We start from the raw sequence: 18,326 nt of genomic DNA on the forward strand, positions 1-18,326 counted from the left end.
TACAGCAGGTGCGTACGAGCCGCCCGCGCTCGTCGGTGTGCACCGCGAGCAGCAGGTCCGCCGCGGCCACCGCGGCCTCCACCAGGTCGGGCCGGTCGAAGTAGGCGCCGGTCTCGGCGAGCGCGGCGATCGCCAGGCCGTTCCAGGCGGTGACCACCTTGTCGTCCCGCTCCGGACGCGGGCGCCCGGCCCGCGCGGCGAGCAGCCGCCCGCGTACGGACTCCAGGCGTTCGGTGACCTCCGGCACGCCCCCGCCTTCCGGGCTGCCCGGTACGTCCGCGCCGTCCGCCCCGGAGTCGCGCGTGCCCCCGGCTCGGTCCTGGAGCACCGAGGCGCCCTCCTCGAAGGTGCCGCCGTCGGTGACGTGGAAGTGCCGGGCGGCGAACTCCCCGTCCTCCGGGCCCAGCACCTCGACCAGCTGGGCCGGCGTCCAGACGTAGTACGCCCCCTCCTTCTTGTGCGCCCCGGCCCCGTCGGCCGGGTCCGCGCTGTCCGCGTCCAGCGCCGAGGCGAAACCACCCTGTGGGGTACGGAGTTCGGCGACCATGAAGTCCGCGGTGTCCAGGGCGACCCGGCGCGCGAGCGAGGAGCCGGTGGCCCGCCAGAGGTGGGCGTAGAGGCGGCACAGCAGCGCGTTGTCGTAGAGCATCTTCTCGAAGTGCGGCACGATCCACCGGTCGTCGACGGAGTACCGCGCGAAGCCACCGCCCAGTTGGTCGTGGATGCCGCCGCGGGCCATCGCCGCGCAGGTGACCTCGACCATCTCCAGCGCCTCCGCGGAGCCCGTACGCGCGTGGTGCCGCAGCAGGAACTCCAGCGCCATCGGGGGCGGGAACTTGGGCGCGCCGCCGAAGCCGCCGTACTCCGCGTCGAACTCGCGGCGCAGGCCGTAGAGCGCGGTGCCCAGCTCCTCGGCTCCGGGAGGCCTCGGCCCGTCGTACGCGATGCCGCGGCCGGAGAGGTCGGCCGCGATGCCGGCGGCCACCTCGGTCACCTCGTCACCACGGTCCCGCCAGGCGGTTCGTACGCCCTCCAGCACCTGCCGGAAACCGGGCATGCCGTGTCGGGGGGCGGGCGGGAAGTAGGTGCCGAAATAGAAGGGCTCGGCGTCCGGGGTGAGAAAGACGGTCATCGGCCAGCCGCCCTGCCCGGTCGCCGCCTGCACCGCCGCCATGTACACCGCGTCGACGTCCGGCCGCTCCTCGCGGTCCACCTTGACGGCCACGAAGTGCTCGTTGAGCAGCGCGGCGGTCTCCTCGTCGGCGAAGCTCTCCCGTGCCATGACGTGACACCAGTGGCAGGCGGCGTAGCCGACGCTCAGCAGGACGGGTACGTTGCGCCGCCGCGCCTCCTCGAACGCCGCCTGCTCCCAAGGCCACCAGTCGACCGGGTTCGCCGCGTGCTGGAGCAGGTACGGCGACTGAGAGTAGGCAAGACGGTTCATACCGGCATCGTCGCAGACACGGTCCACCCCACCAAGCACGGTCAGAACCCAGAGCGCGAGCCGCGCGAGGCAGGACGACCGGTGCCCCGCGGTGTGGGACCGCCCTCCCCCACTCCGTGGCGGATGGGAGGACGATCGGTCCTCAGTGGGCGTCGGTGAGTTCGCCCGCGAGGCGCTCGCGCATGGCGGCGCTGGGCTCGTTGAGCCCGGTGACGGTGACCTTCTTGCCGTAGGTGGCGTACTTGGTCTCGACCGCGTCCAGTGCGGCGATGGAGGAGGCGTCCCAGATGTGGGAGCTGGAGAGGTCGATGACGACGTCGTCCGGGTCGTCCTTGTAGTTGAACTGATAGACGAGGTCGTTGGAGGAGGCGAAGAACAACTCGCCGGTGACGGAGTAGACGGTCTGGGTGCCGTCGGGGTCGGTGACGCTGGAGACGTGGACCAGGTGGGCGACGCGCCGGGCGAAGGCGATCATGGCGACGACGGATCCGACGACCACGCCGATGGCCAGGTTCTCGGTCGCCACCACGACGATGACGGTCACGAGCATGACGACGGTCTCGGCCAGCGGCATCCGCTTCAGCGTCTTGGGCTTGACGGAGTGCCAGTCGAAGGTGCCCACCGAGACCAGGATCATCACCCCGACCAGGGCGGCCATGGGGATGTCGGAGACGACCGGCCCCAGGGCGATGCACAGCACCAGCAGAAAGGCACCGGCCAGGAAGGTCGACAGACGGGTACGGGCCCCGGACGCCTTCACGTTGATCATGGTCTGGCCGATCATGGCGCAGCCACCCATGCCGCCGAAGAAGCCGGTGACGATGTTCGCGATTCCCTGCCCGATCGACTCGCGGGTCTTGTCCGAGTGGGTGTCGGTGATGTCGTCTACCAGCTTGGCGGTCATCAGCGACTCCATCAGCCCCACCAGGGCGAGGGCCAGCGCGTAGGGAGCGATCACGGTCAGGGTGTGCGGGGTGAAGGGCACGTCCGGTATGCCGGGGACCGGCAGCGAGGAGGGCAGCTTGCCCTTGTCCCCCACGGTGGGCACGGCGATGCCGGCGCCGATGGTGATGACGGTGAGGATCACGATGGACACCAGCGGGGCCGGGATCGTCTTGGTGATCTTCGGGAAGAGGACCATGAGGGCCAGACCGGCGGCGATCAGCGGGTAGACCGCCCAGGGCACGTCCGTCATCTCCGGCACCTGCGCCATGAAGATCATGATGGCCAGGGAGTTGACGAAGCCGACCATCACGCTGCGCGGCACGAACCGCATGAGCCTCGCGACCCCGAGAGCGCCGAGGAAGACCTGGATGAGGCCGCCGAGGACGACCGCGGCGATGAGGTAGCCGAGGCCGTACTCGTGGTTGAGCGGGGCGACCACCAGGGCGACCGCACCGGTGGCGGCGGAGATCATCGCCTTGCGGCCGCCGACGAAGGAGATGACCACGGCCATGACGCAGGCCGCGTAGAGGCCGACCTTGGGGTCGACACCGGCGATGATCGAGAAGGAGATCGCCTCGGGGATCAGTGCCAGGGCGACGACGAGACCGGCCAGTACCTCGGTACGGAAGATCTTCGGTGAGGCGAGGAAGTCGGGGCGGGACAGGCGCGGCCGACCGACCGCGAAGGTATCAGCGGACATGCATCCGTTTCCGTTCAGGCGCACGGCCGAGCCGCACGCGTCGTACGTGCTTCGTTGACTCCGTCACGGGAGACGGCTCTCCCGACAGCGCAACGCCTCCGGGGGCTCCGTGCCGGAGCCTTGTGCGCCGGAGGCGGGGTTCGGGAGACGGCGGCCGAAGTGGTCGCGGGTCGGGCATCATTGCCCGGAAGGTCTGCGGACCCAGGCCGCGAGGAGGCGGCTCAGGGTGGCGGTTGTGTTCCGCCCGTGGAGAAACTCTACCCTGACGTGAGGGATGGTTTCGAACGGGTCCCGTGAAACCGACGACAGGAACCCTGTGAGTCCGTGACGCGCGTTTACCGGCGCGCAGACTGTTGAGCGATCGCGGAACCCGATGTGACGGCGGGCAGCCAGAAGGAGAGCGTGCGGAGATGACGACGGAGCGGCGGATGCAAATCGGCGAGGTGGCCGAGCGAACGGGCCTGTCCCTGCGCACGATCCGCCACTACGAGGAGGTCGGACTCGTCATCCCCTCAGCCCGCAGCAAGGGCGGCTTCCGCCTCTACACCGAGACGGACGTCGAACGTCTCATGGTCATCCGCCGGATGAAGCCGCTGGACTTCTCCCTGGAAGAGATGCGGGACCTGCTGGAGATCACCGACCGACTCGGGGCCCCGAGCGAGCGGAGCGCGGATGATCTGGCTCGCCTGCGCGAACGCCTGGAGTCCTATCGCAAGGTGGCCGACGCTCGCTGCGAGACGCTGCGGGCCCAGCTCATGGCCGCCGAGGACTTCGCCGCCACCCTCCGCCGACGACTGAGCGACGTCACGGCCTGAGGTAGTGGCCCGACTGCCACCTCCGCCCACTTCGGGAGGCGGACATGGAGGAAGACGATCCGTGCGGCGATGATGGCTTCTCCTCCGTGCCCCCGGCCGGTGCTCAGCGCAACGCGGCGGCGGGGTCAAAGAGCAGCCAACCGCGTGCGATGGCCGGCGGCGCGGGGCGGGGATCGGTGGGCGGTACGGAAGCCCGGGGCCACGCGGGTGCCGTCCTCGCTGGGGTACAGGTGGGTCGCCAGCGACCCGCCAACCTCCGCGTGGAACTCTCCGGCCAGCCGTGAGCGAGTCGGCGCCACCTGGTCAGAGCCGAGCGGTCCGCGCGACGTAAACGGTGTTGGCGGCCGTGCCGCCCCGCAAGGGAGCGTCGAAGCGGACATCGTGTGCCTCTACCACGGGAAACACCTCCGCGAGCACGGAGAGGAACGGCTCGCTGGGAGGGTCGTTCGACCACAGCGCGAACACGCCACCGGGACGCAGACGGTCTGACAGTGTCCGCAGCCCCGCCGCCTCGTACAACCGCGCGTGCCGGGGACGCAGCACATGGTGCGGCGAGTGGTCGATGTCCAGCAGCACGGCGTCGAAGCGACGCCCCGGAGCGTGCGGATCGAACCCCTCGGAGTCCTCCGTCATCGAGAAGAAGTCTCCCTGGACAAGGCGACAACGAGGATCTGATGACAGAAGGGGGCCGAGGGGCACCAGTCCCTCCCTGTGCCACTCGATGACCTCGCCGAGGGCTTCGACCACGAGCAACGAACGCACCCGCGCATGGCTCAAAGCCGTCTCGGCGGTGTACCCGAGGCCCAGCCCGCCCACGACCACATCCAGCTCCGGGCCGTCTGCGTCCGAAAGACCCAGTCGCGCCAGGGCGACCTCCCCGGCGGTGAACAGACTCGACATCAAGAAGTCGTCATCGAGCTTCACCTCATACACGTCCACGCCCGAGGACGGCTCCCGCCGGCGCCTCAAGCTGATGGCCCCCAGGGCCGTGGGGCGCCAGTCGAGCTCCTCGAATCGTGCGCTCACAGCGCTCACGCCTCCCGGTCGTTACAAGCGGTTTCCTCAGGTCCCGGTTGAGGGGCCAGGGCGATTCCACTCCGCTACGCTCACGTTACGTGAGAGTAGCGGAGTGGCGTTCCTGCTGCCGGGGCCGCCGACAGCCTGTTCGTCGCGCCGAACGCGGCCCCTCGGCATCGGCCTTGTCAGCTGCTGAGTATCCACCCGGAGGCGTCCTGGTGGGCGTGGAGGGCCAGGGCCGACAGGGCGGGGAGGAAGAGGACGCCCGCACTCGTGAGGAAGGCGATGCCGTAGTCGACCTCTCGGTGCGGGCGGGTGGCGGCACCGACCAGGGCGGCCAAACCGAGGGCACCGCCGATCTGTTCCATGGTGTTCATCAGCCCGGACACGGCTCCGGCGACGGCGGAGCCGTGTCCGTGGTCGCACCACCCCGTCTCCTTTGCAGTACAGTTGTACTGTGTACGGTCGTATCATGAAAGGGGTCCGATGCCGAGGACCGTCGATCACGAACAGCGCCGCACACAGATCGCCGACGCCGCGGTGCGGCTGGCCGGGCGAGAAGGGCTGCACGCGGTCTCCATGCGCGCCGTGGCCGCCGAAGCGGGTATCTCACTGCACCTGGTGCAGTACTACTTCGGGACCAAGGCCGAGCTCATCCACGCCGGGCTTCGACACTTGGAGCGACAAAGCAACGAGCGCTGGGCGGCACGACTGGCCGCACTGCCCCAACCGGTCTCCGCACGCGCCTACTTGGAAGCCTTCTTCGAAGAAGCGCTACCCACCGACGACGTCAGCCGCACCTTCCACCTCGTCGGCGCCTCCTACGCGGTTCTGGCCATGACCGACCCCGACCTGGCCGACCTGCCCTTCGTGGCGGGCCTCAGCCACCTCGAGAAGCACCTCGACGACGCACTCCGGCGAGGCCAGGCCGACGGCAGCCTCCCGGCGGGCCTGGACCCGGCACACCAGGCGTCCGTCCTCGTCGCGCTCAACCACGGCATCGGCACCACGGTCATGATCGGCCAACGCACGGCGGAGGAAGCCCGCACCGTCCTCCAGCGGCACCTCGCGGCTCTCTTCGATGGCGGAACGCCCCACGCGTCAGGTCACGACAGCCCAGCCGACTGAGCGCGGTTCCTCTCGCGTTCGACGTACTCGGTCTCGACAGCGTCGAGTGCGGCGAAGGATGAGGTGTCCCAGGTGCGGGCGTCGCAGAGCGCCTCCGCGACGTGCGGACCGGACGGGTCCGTGAGACGTGCGTGAGACGATCGGGACAGACCGCGAGGAGGGGGATTCCATGGTGGGGAAGGGCCGGCTGCATGTCAGCGCGGAACTGACCGGGGTGTTGGAGCGGATCGACACGCTCGGCGAAACGCTCGACGAACGGGCCGATGCCGCCGAGGAGTTGGGGCGACTGCCCGAGGACACCGCCCGGGCGCTGCTGGACACGGGGATCGTACGGGCCGAGCTGCCGCTGAGCCTCGGTGGGTACGAGTTCGCGCCGCGGCAGCTGATCGAGACGGCGGAGCGGGCGAGCTACCACGACGCCGCGGCCGGGTGGACCATGTTCGCGCTACAGATGATGACGGGGACCACCGCGGCGTACCTCTCCGGGGACGCGGTGGCCGAGCTGTTCCCGGACGTGCCGAACGGGAAGCACGCGCTGCTGTCCGGGCACGGCACCCGTCCCGGCCGGGCCGTGCCCGTGGAGGGCGGCTACCGGGTCAGCGGCCAGTGGCAGTTCGCCTCCGGCATGGCGCACGCCACCCACATCCACAGCGCGATCCAGGTCGAGGGCACCGGTGAGCTGCGAGTCCTCACGATGCCGAAGTCGCGGGTGACCCTGGACGGCAATTGGGACGTGCTCGGGCTGCGTGCGACGCACAGCGTCGACTACCACTGCACCGACGTGTACGTCCCGCACGAGTACACCTACGTCGCGACCACGGACACCCCGGCCAACGGCGGCGCCGTCTACCGCCTCGGCCTCGTCAACATATCCGCGGTCGGGCACACGGGGTGGGCGCTCGGCGTCGGCCGGCGCCTCCTGGACGAGTTGAAGCGGGTCGCCGCGGCGCGGACCGGTTCGCCGGGCGCCGCGGTCGACACCTCGCAGTTCCACGCCGAGTACGCGACCGCCGAAGCCCGGCTGCGGGCCGCCCGGGCCTGGGCGCACGACGTGTGGCGGGACGTCGAACAGACCCTGGACGAGGGCGAGTTGCCGAGTACGGAGCAGGACACCCTGATCCGTCTCGTGCTCAACCACACGACCTCGACCGCGTACGGGGTGGGTCGCACCGTGCACCGCTGGGCCGGGTCGGCGGCGATCCGCCGCGGCCCGGTCGACCGTTTCCTACGCGACCTCGGCACGGGCGCGCAGCACGTCACGTCGGGCCCGGTCGTGCTCCAGAACTGCGGCAGGTGGCTGAGCGGGGCGCGGCCGGACGCCCGGTGGAGTTTCCTCGACCTGACCTCACCTGACCCAAACCAGTCCTGACCTGGCCCCACCAGGCCGCGTCACTCCCGGTCCGGGTCCGGCGCGCGCGGCCCCAGCGCGTCCCGGACCTGCCGGGCCACCCGGACGATGTCCCCGGTGGGCTCGGTGGCGTACGGGGGATGGCCGCGCAGCCACTCCTCCTCCAGCGCGTACCAGTCCACCGGTTCCGGCTCGCGGTTCTCGGCGAGGGCGGCGGACAGTTCGTCGAAGTACGTGCGCCAGCGCAGCGCGTAGAGCCCGGAGAGCAGCCCGGACCACTCACGGTTGGCGTAGTCGCGCAGGCCCCCCTCGTCGGCGGCCTTTCGGGGACCCCAGACCGTCAGCAGCGACTCGGCGTCGTAGGCCAGCCGGTCCCGCTCCTCGCGGGTGGCGCCCCAGGCGCGGGCCTCGGCCGTCCACCGGCCCAGCAGGTGGCCCGGGTCGGTCGCGACGGCCTTCTCCAGCAGCTCCATCCACCGGAACCACTCGTCTGTCAGCTCGGCGAAGCGGGCCTGGTCCTTCTCCCCGTATGCCGCGCGTATCCGGGGCAGGAGCTGTCGGGAACGGTGCGAGAGGACCTGGCGGGTGACGTCGAGCAGGTCGTAGCGGTAACCGGAGCCGGAGCGCAGCGCGGGCGCGACAGCGAGGAGAGCCGGCAGGGCGCGGGCGAACTCCTCGGGGTCGTGGCGGAGTCGCTCCGGCGACCAGGAGGCGGCGCTCTTCGCGGTGAGGCTCGGGCGGGCGCCGAACAGTCCGTCGTGCGGCTCGCTCCAGGAGTCGGAGCGGGTGGTGCCGTACGCGGTGCGGCGCAGCACGTCCCACGCGGTGACCGCCCGTGGGTCGGGCCGTCCGCTGGGGCCCGTGCCGTACCGGTAGGCGGGCCACTCGGCGAACCACTCCGCAAGGTCCACGCGCCCGTCGCTCCACGCGAGGTCGCTGAAGAGCGCGAGGGCCGCCGGGTTGTTGTCGGCGCCCTCCGGCATGAGGGCGATGCCGTCGAGCGCGCTGCCGGACCTGGTGCGCCACTTCTCGTACAGCTCGGCCCAGTCGGGGGTGTTGGCGCCCATGGCGGTGTGGCCGCCGAAGTTCCAGATGGAGCCGAAGGCGTACGGGGTACCGCCCCAGTCGGCCTCCCGGTCGGTGACGTCGGGGAACCGGTCGGAGAGACCGTCCACGATGAACACCCGATTCCGGTCAACGGCGTCGAGGATGTCCGTACGCGGATTGTTCTGCCAGCCCAGCATCGCCCACACGGCGTCCGGACGGGCGGTGCGCAACGCGGTCTCAACGGCCCGGGCCGCCTCGCCGACAGGTACGTCACCGGGCTGCCCGCCCTCGTGCAGCAGGTCCATCTTGTACATGTCGCTGGTGCCGAGGAGTTCGTGCTGCACGGCGTAGAAGCGGGCGGCGACACGCGCGAAGACCTCGCCGCGCGGGTCGAGCCAGTCGGGGCGGCGGAAGCCGACCCACTCGCCCTGCGGGACCGTACGGGCGCCCGGGTTGCGGTCGGCGAAACCGGGCGGGACGGTGCCGAAGTAGCCGGGCAACACGGGTGTCATGCCGAGCGCGTGGGCACGGTCGACGACGCGGCGGGCGAGCGCGGCGCGCGCGTCGAGGAGCTGCCGGGTCACGGGACCGCCGAATGAGGACATGTTCTGCAGCAGCCACCAGGGCTGGTGGGCCGGGCCCGGTATCCAGTCACGGACCTCGGCGTCGGTGTAGCCGAAGTCCTGGAACACCCGGTGGTAGACGGCGTCCGCGCCGAGCGAGAGGAACACCTCGTTGTAGCCGTGCAGGGCGAGCACGTCGAGGGTGTGCTCCCACTGGTCCCAGGTTCGGTGAGGGCCGGTGTAGCCCTCGTTGGTGTCGTTGAGGACGAAGCGGTGGCGAACGTTCGCCGTACGCTCGACCGGCGCCGCCGGGGCGGGTAGCCGTCCCGGCAGCCGGTTCTGAGCGCCGGTCCAGGAGAACGAGGCGCGGGCCGTGGACCGCAGGTACCAGTGCAGCCCGGTGAGTTGCACGGCGGGCGTGGTGCCCTCGACGAGGAGCGCGCCCTCGTCGCCGTGGACCCGGAAGAAGTCCGGGTCGCCCCGTCGCCGCTCGACGTTCCGGAACGTCACCTGGTCCGTGTGGCGCGGCAGCAACCGGGCGAGCGCCCGTCCGGCCGCTCCCTCACCACCGGCCCGCGCGACTCCCGAGGCGGCGACGACAGCGCCGCCGGAGGCGGTGAGGGCGAGCGAGCCGAGGAGCGTACGGCGTGACAGCGGCATGGGTCCTCCGGACAGTGGAAGCGGGACGGAACCGCCACGCATCCTGTCGCACCCGGCACGGTCCGTACATGTACGAACGCGGCGAGGGCTTGGACATGAGCGACGCCCACAGCGCCCGGCGACGCGGAACGGCGCCCCGGAGCCTCGCCCCCGGCACGGATCTGTCATGATCCGGGGGTTTCACAGTAAGCAAACGCTTTGCCAGGTTTTGGTCCGGACTTAAGATGACACGGCCCCAGTCAGGCACCTCGGGAGGGCTGTCCACTCACAGTCACGCGGCAAGCACAACTTGTAGAGTGAGCCACAATGAGGAGCGTCAATTCGTCCCCACTCAAGCAGCGCGTGCCACAACGCCCCTGACTCTGAAGGGATGACCGCTTTGACCCGCCGGCCGAGCGTTGGCCACCGCATCAGACAGGCTCGTCTGCGTATCGGACTCTCGCAGACCGAGCTGGCCGGTGCCGACATCTCCCCCAGCTACGTGTCGCTCGTGGAGCATGACAAGCGCATCCCGAGCGAGGAGGTCCTCGAGGTTCTGTCCTCCCGATTGGGGCTTCCGGTGCAGGAGCTGCTGGACCTCACGCCGGAGCCGGTGGAGGCGCCCGCGTCCGCCGGGCCAACCGCGTCACCCGCGTCACCCACCGCGAATCCGGCCCCGAACCTACGCCGGGTGGACCTGGTCAGCCAGTTCGTCCAGGCCCGGCAGCAGTGGGAGGGCGGTGATCCCCAGACGGCGCTGGAGCAGTTCGACGCCCTCATCCGCGCCGACTCGACCCGCCGACACCAGGACGTACGCCTCGAGTCACGCCTCTCGGTCGCCCAGATCCTGCAGCAACTGGAGCGTGGCCAGGAGGCACTGGAGACCCTCCGGCCGCTGTTGGACGACGTGGACGGGCAGGAGAGCCCGGAGCTGTGGCAACGGGTGCTCATCGCCCTCGCGGACGTCCTGGAGGAGGAGGGCCGCCCGGGAGAGGGCCTCCGACACGCGCACGCCGCCCATCTCGCGTCGGCGGCGGGGCGCGTGCAGAGCAGGGTCAGCGGCCTGCGCGCCCTGGAGGTGCTGATCCGGTGCGCCTACTGGTCCGGCCAGTTCGACTGGATCGCCCAACTTGCCCCGTCCTCCCAGGAGGCGGAATCCGGCTCCTCCCCGCTGCTCAGCTCGATCCGGCTCTACCAGGCGCTGGAGATGCGGGAGAGCGGCCGGCACGAGGAGGCCGTACGGCTACTGGCTCACGCCAACGAGGAGTTGCAGCCGATCGACGATCCACGGCTGTGGGCGCAGCTGGCGATCCTGAGCGCGGATCTGGTGCTGCTCGCCGGCCACGACGTCGACGCGGCACGGGCCTCGCTGGAGCGGGCTCGGCAGGTGATGACCCTGGTCAGCGGTGCCGAGCTGCCGTACTGGCTGACCGCGGCGGACGCCCTGTGCACGCTGGCGGAGGAACGTCCGGAGCGAGCCGTCGAACTGGCCGGGCGGGTGGAGGAGGCCGAACAGGCCGGGACCGCCGACCTCGGGCGCCCGCAGCACCTCGCCGCCAGCCTGCTCCTGGCCTCCCAGGTGTTCGCCGCGACCGGCCACCCGGAGCGCGCGCTGCGCTGCTGCGCCCGCGCCGCCCGACTGTTCGAGCGGGTCCAGGCGTACCGGCACGCGGCGGCGGCCTGGGAGCGGTTGGACGGGCTGCGGCAGGATTAGGGCGTGCCGCCCGGGCCCCGTCCGGGGCCGACGGCCCGATCGCCGCTCAGCCCGCCACTCCGGCCGTCGGGGCACCCCGGCTGACCCGTACGCCGTCCTCGCCCCAGTACCGCACCTCGTCCGGCCGGTGCCAGGTGGCGATGGAGCACACGTGCCGCTCGCTGATGTGCACGTCGGTCACGTGGACCGTGGAGACCACGCCGTCCGGGTGCTCCAGCCGCACCCGACCGCGGTCCCCCTGGTAACCGGCGACCATCCGCCCCGGGTCGAGTGTCAGCCCGTAGCCGAGGAGTTGCAGCGCGGCGTCCTTGCGCACCCACAGCCGGGTGGCCAGCTTGCCCCGCTGCTCCCGCGGGGCCCTACGCACCAGTTGCCACTCGGTGGCGTGCAGAAGCCGGGACTCGGAGGTCCCCAGATGCGGCGGGGCGGTCTCCGCCGAGACGCCCATCCGTCCGACCCGCTCGCCGAGAGCCATCGCCCACAGGCCGTACGCGGTGATCTCCACCCTGGTGCCGAGCCGTCTGCCGGCCGCGACCGCCGACGGCAGCGAGGAGCGCACCCCGATCCGCTCGCCCCGGGAGGCGGGGCTGGCGGAGCGTTCAAGACCATGCCCCACCGACGACCGACCGGCGGGGACGACGGACGGCTCGGGGCCGCCGAGCACATGGATTATCCCTTGCTGAGAAGGATACTTTGGCACTCTTTCCCCCGATGTACACGCGTCGCCGGACATACGTATCGCTTCCGTGGGAGCGGTGGCCACCCGCCCGCCCTCGGTCATTCAAGGCGCGCCGACGCCGCATTGCAAGCGGGGATACGACGACCGGAGCGGGATTTCGCTGGAACGTACCGAATTTCCCTGTTGCGCACGCGGATTCGCTACCGGATGCCCACTCGCCGCGGGCGGCTCGCGCCTCCGACCGGAACGGACATCGTCCCGCATCGCCGCCGCACCGTCACTCCCGCGTGCCCGCTGCTCATCGCGTATGCCGACAACCACCGAGCCGGGCCGAGGCGTTGGGCGACATTCGGAAGCAGGCGCACCGAAAGGAGCCGCACTTCCGAGTTCCTCTCCGGTCGGCCCGCCCACGGCCAGGCGTCCACTCGAGATGACCAACGGGAGTCACATCTCCGACACTTATCGGAATTGCGGAACAAACCGAGAAGAACGTTTCGACACAGTCGATCAATCCAGAACTGGTTACGGCATAGTAGGTTACCGGATCGCCAATTCCCGCGACGCGCTCGTCCTCCACCTCGAGACGCACCATGCCACGAGGGCACGGAGCACGGGAGGCGTGCGATCCTCCACGCGCCGACGCACCCGCACGTGCCCGCCCCCGCAGGCCCGCCGCGGACCAGCCCTTACGTCCCAAGAACCGGGGAAACTCCCAGACTTCCGCCCAGATGACCGCCCCCCGGTTGTACCGGGGCTCCACACCTTGTGAATAGTGTGGGTGAGGAAGGCCCTGACCCCGCCTTCCACTCAGGACCTGCCCCAGGAAGGGACGACTCGATCCATGAACGCAGCACCCGCGGACGACGGTCTGTGGTGCCGGAGGTTCCATCCGGCACCCGAAGCGAACCAACGTCTTGTCTGCTTCCCGCACGCGGGCGGCTCGGCGAGCTTCTACTTCCCGGTCTCGGCCGCCCTCAGCTCCACGGTGGACGTCGTCGCCGTGCAGTACCCGGGCCGCCAGGACCGGCGTACGGAACCAGGCGTCGACTCGATAGAGATACTGGCCGACCAGATCGCCGAGGTACTGCAGGGCTGGGACGACCGGCCCACGACCTTCTTCGGTCACAGCATGGGCGCCGTCGTGGCCTTCGAGGTGGCCCGCCGGTTGGAGGAGAGCGGATCGCGGGTGACCCGGATCTTCGCCTCCGGACGCCGTGCCCCCTCCCGGCTCCGGGACGAACAGGTGCACAAGAAGGACGACGACGGCATCGTGGCCGAACTGCGCGCGATGGCCGGCACCGACCCGCAGATCCTCGGTGACGAGGAGCTGCTGCGGATGATCCTGCCGGCCATCCGCAGCGACTACACCGCCATCGAGACGTACGCCGCGCCCGAGGACCGTACGGTGGCCGCGCCGATCTCCGCGTTCGTCGGCGACGACGACCCCAAGACCACCGTGGAGGAGGCCGCCGACTGGGAGCGGCACACCACCGCGGAGTGCGAGCTACGCGTCTTCGGTGGCGGCCACTTCTACCTCGCCGACCGGTCCGCCGAAGTGATCAGCCTGCTGAGAAAGCACTTCACCGGAACCTCCGCGACGACCGTCAGCTGACATGCGGAGGGCGGAGGGCGACGAGCCTCGCGACCCCAGGACGCACACCGTGCGTTCGGGCGTGTCCGGTGAACGGATACGGCTCAGCGCTCTGGACACCATCACCGGCGGGCTCTACACCGACCGTGCCTTCTATTTCCGAGAGACCCTGGACGGGTCCACGCTGCGGGCTTCACTGGCCGAGGTGCTGCGGCTCTTTCCCCTGCTCACCGGCCGGCAGCAGCGGGACCCGACCGGCGCGCTGAGCGTCCTCTGCAACGACGCGGGAGCGACCTTCGAGGAGGTGGACTCGTCGCTGCCCATCGCCGCGTACGCCCCGGACCGGGCGGACCGGCCGACGCTGCCGCAGCTGCTGCCCCAGGTCGCGCAGTTCCGCCTCACCGGGGAGAACGTGCCGCTGCTGGCGATACGCCTCACCCAGGCGGCCGGCGGCGGTTCCGTGCTGGGTGTGCGGATCAAGCACACTCTGGTGGACGGCAGGTCCTTCATGACGTTCGTGGACAGCTGGTCCAGGGAACACCTCGGGCGCGGCTATCCGAAGCCCAACCACGACCGTCATGTGCTCGACGAGCTGGGCTCCGACGCGCCGGACGCGGCCACCCGGTCCAGCGACCGCTTCGTCGTGCCCTACCGCCGGGAGCGGTTCGGAGTGCTGGCCAAGGCCGCCATGGTGGCCCGCAAGACCCAGACCGTGCTGGTCCGCCTGCCGTCCGCGGAGGTGCGGGAGATCAAGCGGTCGGCGATAGCCGACCTCCCCGGCATCGACCGCTGGGTGTCCACCGCGGACGCCGTGAGCGCACACCTGTGGCAGGTGCTCAGCCGGCTCCGCGCACGCCCGGACGGCGCCCGGGAGACCCTCGGCACGATCACCAACTTCCAGTCCGCGCTGGGCCAGCTGCTGCCGCCGCACTACTGGGGCAACACGATCACCAACCTGTCCCCGGTCCTCACCGCCGACGAACTGCGCGGCCACGCGTTGGGCGAGGTCGCGCACCTGGTGCGGCGGACCCGATCCGACGTGACCGCGGAGAAGATCCGCGACGAGACCGCCTTCCTGCTCGCGCAGCGTGCGGCGGGCCGACAGAACAGGGTCATGCCCCGGATGCTCTTCGGCGCCTTCGAGGGCACCGTGCAGCTGAACGACATGTCCAAGATGCCGCACTACGCACTGGACTTCGGCGGCGGCACGCCCTTCTGGTGCGACATGCCCAGCGGCGGCCTGCCTTGGATGGTGCGGGTGATGTCGGCGCCGGAGGAGGACGGTTCGCTGGACGTCCACGTGAGCATGCCGCCGGCGGCGGCTGCCGCCTTCCAGGGACAGCGCTCCTGGCAGGAGCACCTGCACCGGTACGCCCCCTGACGAGCGGCGCTGAGCGCACGACTCGGGGCGGACGACTCGGGGCGGACGGGTGCCGGTACGGGCTGGCGGGTGCCGGCAGGGACAGTGGTGCCGGTGCGGGCGGACGTGCACCGGTGCACGTCCGCCCGCACCGGCACCACTGTCCCTGCCGGCACCCGCCAGCCCGTACCGGCACCCGTCCGCCCCGAGTCGTCCGCCCCGAGTCGTGCGCTCAGCGCCGCTCGTCAGGGGGCGTACCGGTGCAGGTGCTCCTGCCAGGAGCGCTGTCCCTGGAAGGCGGCAGCCGCCGCCGGCGGCATGCTCACGTGGACGTCCAGCGAACCGTCCTCCTCCGGCGCCGACATCACCCGCACCATCCAAGGCAGGCCGCCGCTGGGCATGTCGCACCAGAAGGGCGTGCCGCCGCCGAAGTCCAGTGCGTAGTGCGGCATCTTGGACATGTCGTTCAGCTGCACGGTGCCCTCGAAGGCGCCGAAGAGCATCCGGGGCATGACCCTGTTCTGTCGGCCCGCCGCACGCTGCGCGAGCAGGAAGGCGGTCTCGTCGCGGATCTTCTCCGCGGTCACGTCGGATCGGGTCCGCCGCACCAGGTGCGCGACCTCGCCCAACGCGTGGCCGCGCAGTTCGTCGGCGGTGAGGACCGGGGACAGGTTGGTGATCGTGTTGCCCCAGTAGTGCGGCGGCAGCAGCTGGCCCAGCGCGGACTGGAAGTTGGTGATCGTGCCGAGGGTCTCCCGGGCGCCGTCCGGGCGTGCGCGGAGCCGGCTGAGCACCTGCCNCCGGGACTCCCCCGGTTCCCCGTCCGCCTCGTGCACCCGGCCCCGGGCCAACCAGGACCGTCGGGTCGGCCGTGGGTAGCCGGTCGGCCGCCGCCCGAGCGGGCGGTGTCCGCCGACCGCCCGCGCCAGGGACCGTCAGCGGTGTTCCGCGGCCACGTCGAAGTGGTCGTAGTAGAAGCCGAAGCGCTCCCGCAGCGCCGGCAGATCCAGCGCGAAGTCCTCGGCCGCGTACCGGTTGCGGCCACCGCGCCGGCTCTCCGACTCGGCGTACTCGCGCATCGCTCGCTCGGTCCCGCTGTCCAGTTCCCGATCCGCGGCCTCGTACACCCGCTTCATCTCGCCCAGCGGATCGGTGATCAGGTCGCGGAAGCGGATGTCCACGACCCTGCCGTCGTCCGGGTCGTGGTCGCGTACGGCGGCCCGCAGCAGCCGTTCGACGAAGTCGGCGGCGTAGCGTCCGACCAGGTGCGGGTCGGGCCGGTCGAAGTAGACCCGGGCGCCGTAGGTCACCATGTTGGCGAAGGAGATGACCGAGGTCACCGGGTCACGGTGGGTGCGTACGACGGTGGCGTCCGGGAAGGCCGACTGCAGCGGTCCCATCATCTCCAGATGCCCCGGCGCCTTGAGGGCCCAACGCTCGGCGCCCGGACGGCTCCACTGGAGGTACCGCAGCACCTGCCGGAACTGCCGGTAGCCGGCCGTGTGGTCGGCCTGTGTGTACCACTCGCGGTAGCCGGGGACCAGCGCGATGTTCTCGTACATCGACGAGCAGTGCCCGATCGCCAGCAGTGGGTTCTCCTCCTCCGGCTCGTCGGCCACCGAGCCGTGGATGCTGGCCTGTTCGGGCAGGATCTTGCTGGTGAGCCGGACCTCGTTACGGCTGCTGGCGATCCGCGGGTCCGGGTCCGGCTGCCGCGCCGTGAGGTCGCCGGCGGGCAAGGGATGACTCGCCTCCCACAACAGCAGGCTGCGCCAGCCGCTGTCCTGCCACAGCAGTTTCTGCACGAACGTGGTGCCGGTGCGCGGCGTGCCGGTGACGAACAACGGGCTGGGCACCGCCGCCTCGAAGATCTCCGGCCGATGCACCTCCAGGTCCCGCAGCCGCAGCCGGTTGACCAGGCTGCCCAGCAGCTGGTTGTACATCACGAAACGCCCGCTGGTGCTCAGCCGCGTCTCGGTGCGCAGCGACCGGCACAGCACCTCCAGCGGCTCGTCCAGCGGCGCGTCGTCCCCGAAGTCCGCCAGCTCGGTCTTGGCACAGGCCTTGCGCTTGAGTTCCTCGGGGTCGAACTCCCACAGTCGCCCGGCGAGCGGACTGGCGGCGGCGCCGAGCGCCCGCATCGCCAGCGGCAGCTTCGGGCGGGCCAACTCAGCGGCGCGGGCGGTCAGTTCCGCTCGACGCGGCGCTTCGGACTGGGACAGCATGCGGGCTCCGTACAGCAGAGTTCGTTCGGGCGGCCGGTGGGCGACGGCCGGTGGCGACGCCCGCCGGCCCGAGGTGCGGTCGGCGGGCGCGGCGTCAGCCGGTCACGTACGTGGAGCCGGACCAGTCGAAGGCCAGCAGCTCCTGGCCCTCCACCAGTACCGTCTCCGTGGACGGTTCGAAATGGTCATAACGGTTGGACCGCATCACCTTGACCGGCGCCGTAGGGTCGGAANGTCGGCGGGCGCGGCGTCAGCCGGTCACGTACGTGGAGCCGGACCAGTCGAAGGCCAGCAGCTCCTGGCCCTCCACCAGTACCGTCTCCGTGGACGGTTCGAAATGGTCATAACGGTTGGACCGCATCACCTTGACCGGCGCCGTAGGGTCGGAAACACAGCGGGTCCGCTCCTGCTCGGGTAGGTGGCGGAGTGGGCCACCGCGTAGGAGGACGTTCGCTTCGTTCGACCGCATGGGTGGCAGTCCCTTCCTAACAGCTGACTGGTCATCCCGGTCAGTGTTGACGCTGTGGGCGACACGGGCCATCGCGCGGCTGGGGGGTCGAGGAGATCCCCTAGAAGGTCGTGGGCGCTTGCTGGCGCGCCGCGCGAGGCGTTGCCCGACTCGGGCACGGAACCGCCGATTCAGTCACCGGTCGGCGAGCCGACGCAGCGCCCGGTGCGCCATGCCTCCCGGTTCGGCGCTGTAGATCACCAGCCGCTGGTCGTGCTCGGGCACCCGCAACGTCTGCCCGTCCAACTCGACCCGCCCGACACCCGGGTGCTCGAAGCACTTCCACAGGGCGGGCTCGGCACGTACGTGGTGTTCCCGCCAGGCCCCCGCGAAGCCGTCGTCCTGGACGAGGAGCCAGTCGATCAGCGCCGGGATGTCCGGGTCCGCCGGGTAGCGAACCCACGCCTCGCGCAGCTCGGCCACGGCCTGCCGAAGGAAGCGGGCGGTGTCCTCCGGGCCGCTCCCACAGCTGGTGACGGTGACAGCGGCGGTGACGGCGGCGGCGCGGTCCGTACGGCCGAAGGCGAGGCGCAGCACGTTGCGCTCGCGCGGGGCGAGCCGCCCGAAGTCCGCGATGAGCGCGGCGGCCAGGGCGTTCCAGGC

Annotated in this window: 16 protein-coding genes and 1 pseudogene; 6 read left to right on the forward strand and 11 right to left on the reverse strand. The window is 70.9% G+C overall.

Annotation, left to right across the window (positions count from 1 at the left end; all coding sequences use genetic code 11):
* Both AN216_RS05355 and AN216_RS05360 read right to left on the reverse strand, forming a co-directional pair.
* Nucleotides 1-1,444: thioredoxin domain-containing protein (locus AN216_RS05355; protein WP_070195430.1), on the reverse strand; the 1,444-nt coding region annotated here is incomplete at its 3' end.
* Between the two features lie 142 nt (nt 1,445-1,586).
* Complete coding sequence (locus AN216_RS05360; RefSeq protein ID WP_070195431.1) at nt 1,587-3,089, reverse strand: SulP family inorganic anion transporter; 1,503 nt, start codon at nt 3,087-3,089, stop codon at nt 1,587-1,589.
* A gap of 410 nt (nt 3,090-3,499) precedes the next feature.
* On the opposite strand from AN216_RS05360, the gene AN216_RS05365 reads away from it, so the two are divergent.
* Nucleotides 3,500-3,904 carry a MerR family transcriptional regulator gene (locus tag AN216_RS05365; protein ID WP_070195432.1) on the forward strand — a complete coding sequence of 135 codons (405 nt, stop codon included), beginning with the start codon at nt 3,500-3,502 and terminating at the stop codon, nt 3,902-3,904.
* A gap of 303 nt (nt 3,905-4,207) precedes the next feature.
* Here AN216_RS05365 and AN216_RS05370 read toward each other — a convergent pair whose 3' ends face one another.
* Both AN216_RS05370 and AN216_RS05375 read right to left on the reverse strand, forming a co-directional pair.
* Nucleotides 4,208-4,930 carry a polyamine aminopropyltransferase gene (locus tag AN216_RS05370; RefSeq protein ID WP_070195433.1) on the reverse strand — a complete coding sequence of 241 codons (723 nt, stop codon included), beginning with the start codon at nt 4,928-4,930 and terminating at the stop codon, nt 4,208-4,210.
* Between the two features lie 176 nt (nt 4,931-5,106).
* Nucleotides 5,107-5,298 carry a hypothetical protein gene (locus tag AN216_RS05375; RefSeq protein ID WP_139140862.1) on the reverse strand — a complete coding sequence of 64 codons (192 nt, stop codon included), beginning with the start codon at nt 5,296-5,298 and terminating at the stop codon, nt 5,107-5,109.
* Between the two features lie 109 nt (nt 5,299-5,407).
* On the opposite strand from AN216_RS05375, the gene AN216_RS05380 reads away from it, so the two are divergent.
* Entirely contained in the window at nt 5,408-6,049 is a 642-nt protein-coding gene (locus AN216_RS05380; RefSeq protein WP_070195435.1) for a TetR/AcrR family transcriptional regulator, read from the forward strand.
* Nucleotides 6,050-6,218: 169 nt separating this feature from the next.
* The gene (locus AN216_RS05385; protein WP_070195436.1) at nt 6,219-7,418 is read left to right on the forward strand and encodes an acyl-CoA dehydrogenase family protein; all 1,200 of its coding nucleotides are present in this window, start codon (nt 6,219-6,221) and stop codon (nt 7,416-7,418) included.
* Nucleotides 7,419-7,438: 20 nt separating this feature from the next.
* Here the strand turns inward: AN216_RS05385 and AN216_RS05390 are convergent, their stop codons facing one another.
* On the reverse strand, nt 7,439-9,667 hold the full coding sequence (locus tag AN216_RS05390; protein WP_070195437.1) for an alpha-N-acetylglucosaminidase: 2,229 nt from the start codon (nt 9,665-9,667) through the stop codon (nt 7,439-7,441).
* Between the two features lie 370 nt (nt 9,668-10,037).
* Between AN216_RS05390 and AN216_RS05395 the strand changes: the two genes are divergently transcribed.
* The gene (locus tag AN216_RS05395; RefSeq protein ID WP_079166288.1) at nt 10,038-11,360 is read left to right on the forward strand and encodes a helix-turn-helix domain-containing protein; all 1,323 of its coding nucleotides are present in this window, start codon (nt 10,038-10,040) and stop codon (nt 11,358-11,360) included.
* Nucleotides 11,361-11,406: 46 nt separating this feature from the next.
* Here AN216_RS05395 and AN216_RS05400 read toward each other — a convergent pair whose 3' ends face one another.
* Nucleotides 11,407-12,024, reverse strand: a complete 618-nt coding sequence (locus AN216_RS05400) for a 4-phosphopantetheinyl transferase family protein (RefSeq protein ID WP_070195439.1) — start codon at nt 12,022-12,024, stop codon at nt 11,407-11,409.
* Nucleotides 12,025-12,880: 856 nt separating this feature from the next.
* Here AN216_RS05400 and AN216_RS05405 point away from each other — a divergent pair.
* Nucleotides 12,881-13,651 carry a thioesterase II family protein gene (locus AN216_RS05405; protein ID WP_070195440.1) on the forward strand — a complete coding sequence of 257 codons (771 nt, stop codon included), beginning with the start codon at nt 12,881-12,883 and terminating at the stop codon, nt 13,649-13,651.
* A gap of 49 nt (nt 13,652-13,700) precedes the next feature.
* Complete coding sequence (locus AN216_RS05410; RefSeq protein ID WP_170843038.1) at nt 13,701-15,011, forward strand: acyltransferase; 1,311 nt, start codon at nt 13,701-13,703, stop codon at nt 15,009-15,011.
* 224 nt (nt 15,012-15,235) lie between these two features.
* On the opposite strand, the gene AN216_RS05415 is transcribed toward AN216_RS05410, so the two are convergent.
* The 5 genes and pseudogenes from AN216_RS05415 to AN216_RS29080 form a co-directional block, all read right to left on the reverse strand.
* Complete coding sequence (locus AN216_RS05415; RefSeq protein WP_170843039.1) at nt 15,236-15,784, reverse strand: acyltransferase; 549 nt, start codon at nt 15,782-15,784, stop codon at nt 15,236-15,238.
* Nucleotides 15,785-15,925: 141 nt separating this feature from the next.
* A complete protein-coding gene (locus tag AN216_RS05420) occupies nt 15,926-17,215 on the reverse strand; it encodes a sulfotransferase family protein (RefSeq protein WP_070195443.1) in 1,290 nt (429 codons plus the stop codon).
* 94 nt (nt 17,216-17,309) lie between these two features.
* Nucleotides 17,310-17,450, reverse strand: a pseudogene (locus AN216_RS29975) (DUF5988 family protein); the annotation flags it as partial.
* 15 nt (nt 17,451-17,465) lie between these two features.
* Entirely contained in the window at nt 17,466-17,684 is a 219-nt protein-coding gene (locus AN216_RS05425) for a DUF5988 family protein (RefSeq protein WP_070195444.1), read from the reverse strand.
* A gap of 174 nt (nt 17,685-17,858) precedes the next feature.
* Nucleotides 17,859-18,326, reverse strand: a 468-nt coding sequence (locus AN216_RS29080; protein ID WP_476755925.1) for an MmyB family transcriptional regulator, incomplete at its 5' end; no start/stop codon positions are given.

It is taken from the genome of Streptomyces oceani, assembly GCF_001751245.1.
Classification (GTDB): Bacteria; Actinomycetota; Actinomycetes; order Streptomycetales; family Streptomycetaceae; genus Streptomyces; species Streptomyces oceani.

Excerpts from the sequence above, each read along its gene's own strand:
- AN216_RS05360 (WP_070195431.1), bottom strand. The coding sequence starts at position 3,089 with ATGTCCGCTGATACCTTCGCGGTCGGTCGGCCGCGCCTGTCCCGCCCC.
- AN216_RS05390 (WP_070195437.1), bottom strand. The coding sequence starts at position 9,667 with ATGCCGCTGTCACGCCGTACGCTCCTCGGCTCGCTCGCCCTCACCGCC.
- AN216_RS05380 (WP_070195435.1), top strand. The coding sequence starts at position 5,408 with ATGCCGAGGACCGTCGATCACGAACAGCGCCGCACACAGATCGCCGAC.
- AN216_RS05375 (WP_139140862.1), bottom strand. The coding sequence starts at position 5,298 with ATGAACACCATGGAACAGATCGGCGGTGCCCTCGGTTTGGCCGCCCTG.
- AN216_RS05385 (WP_070195436.1), top strand. The coding sequence starts at position 6,219 with ATGGTGGGGAAGGGCCGGCTGCATGTCAGCGCGGAACTGACCGGGGTG.
- AN216_RS05395 (WP_079166288.1), top strand. The coding sequence starts at position 10,038 with ATGACCGCTTTGACCCGCCGGCCGAGCGTTGGCCACCGCATCAGACAG.
- AN216_RS05365 (WP_070195432.1), top strand. The coding sequence starts at position 3,500 with ATGACGACGGAGCGGCGGATGCAAATCGGCGAGGTGGCCGAGCGAACG.
- AN216_RS05405 (WP_070195440.1), top strand. The coding sequence starts at position 12,881 with ATGAACGCAGCACCCGCGGACGACGGTCTGTGGTGCCGGAGGTTCCAT.
- AN216_RS05425 (WP_070195444.1), bottom strand. The coding sequence starts at position 17,684 with ATGCGGTCGAACGAAGCGAACGTCCTCCTACGCGGTGGCCCACTCCGC.
- AN216_RS05420 (WP_070195443.1), bottom strand. The coding sequence starts at position 17,215 with ATGCTGTCCCAGTCCGAAGCGCCGCGTCGAGCGGAACTGACCGCCCGC.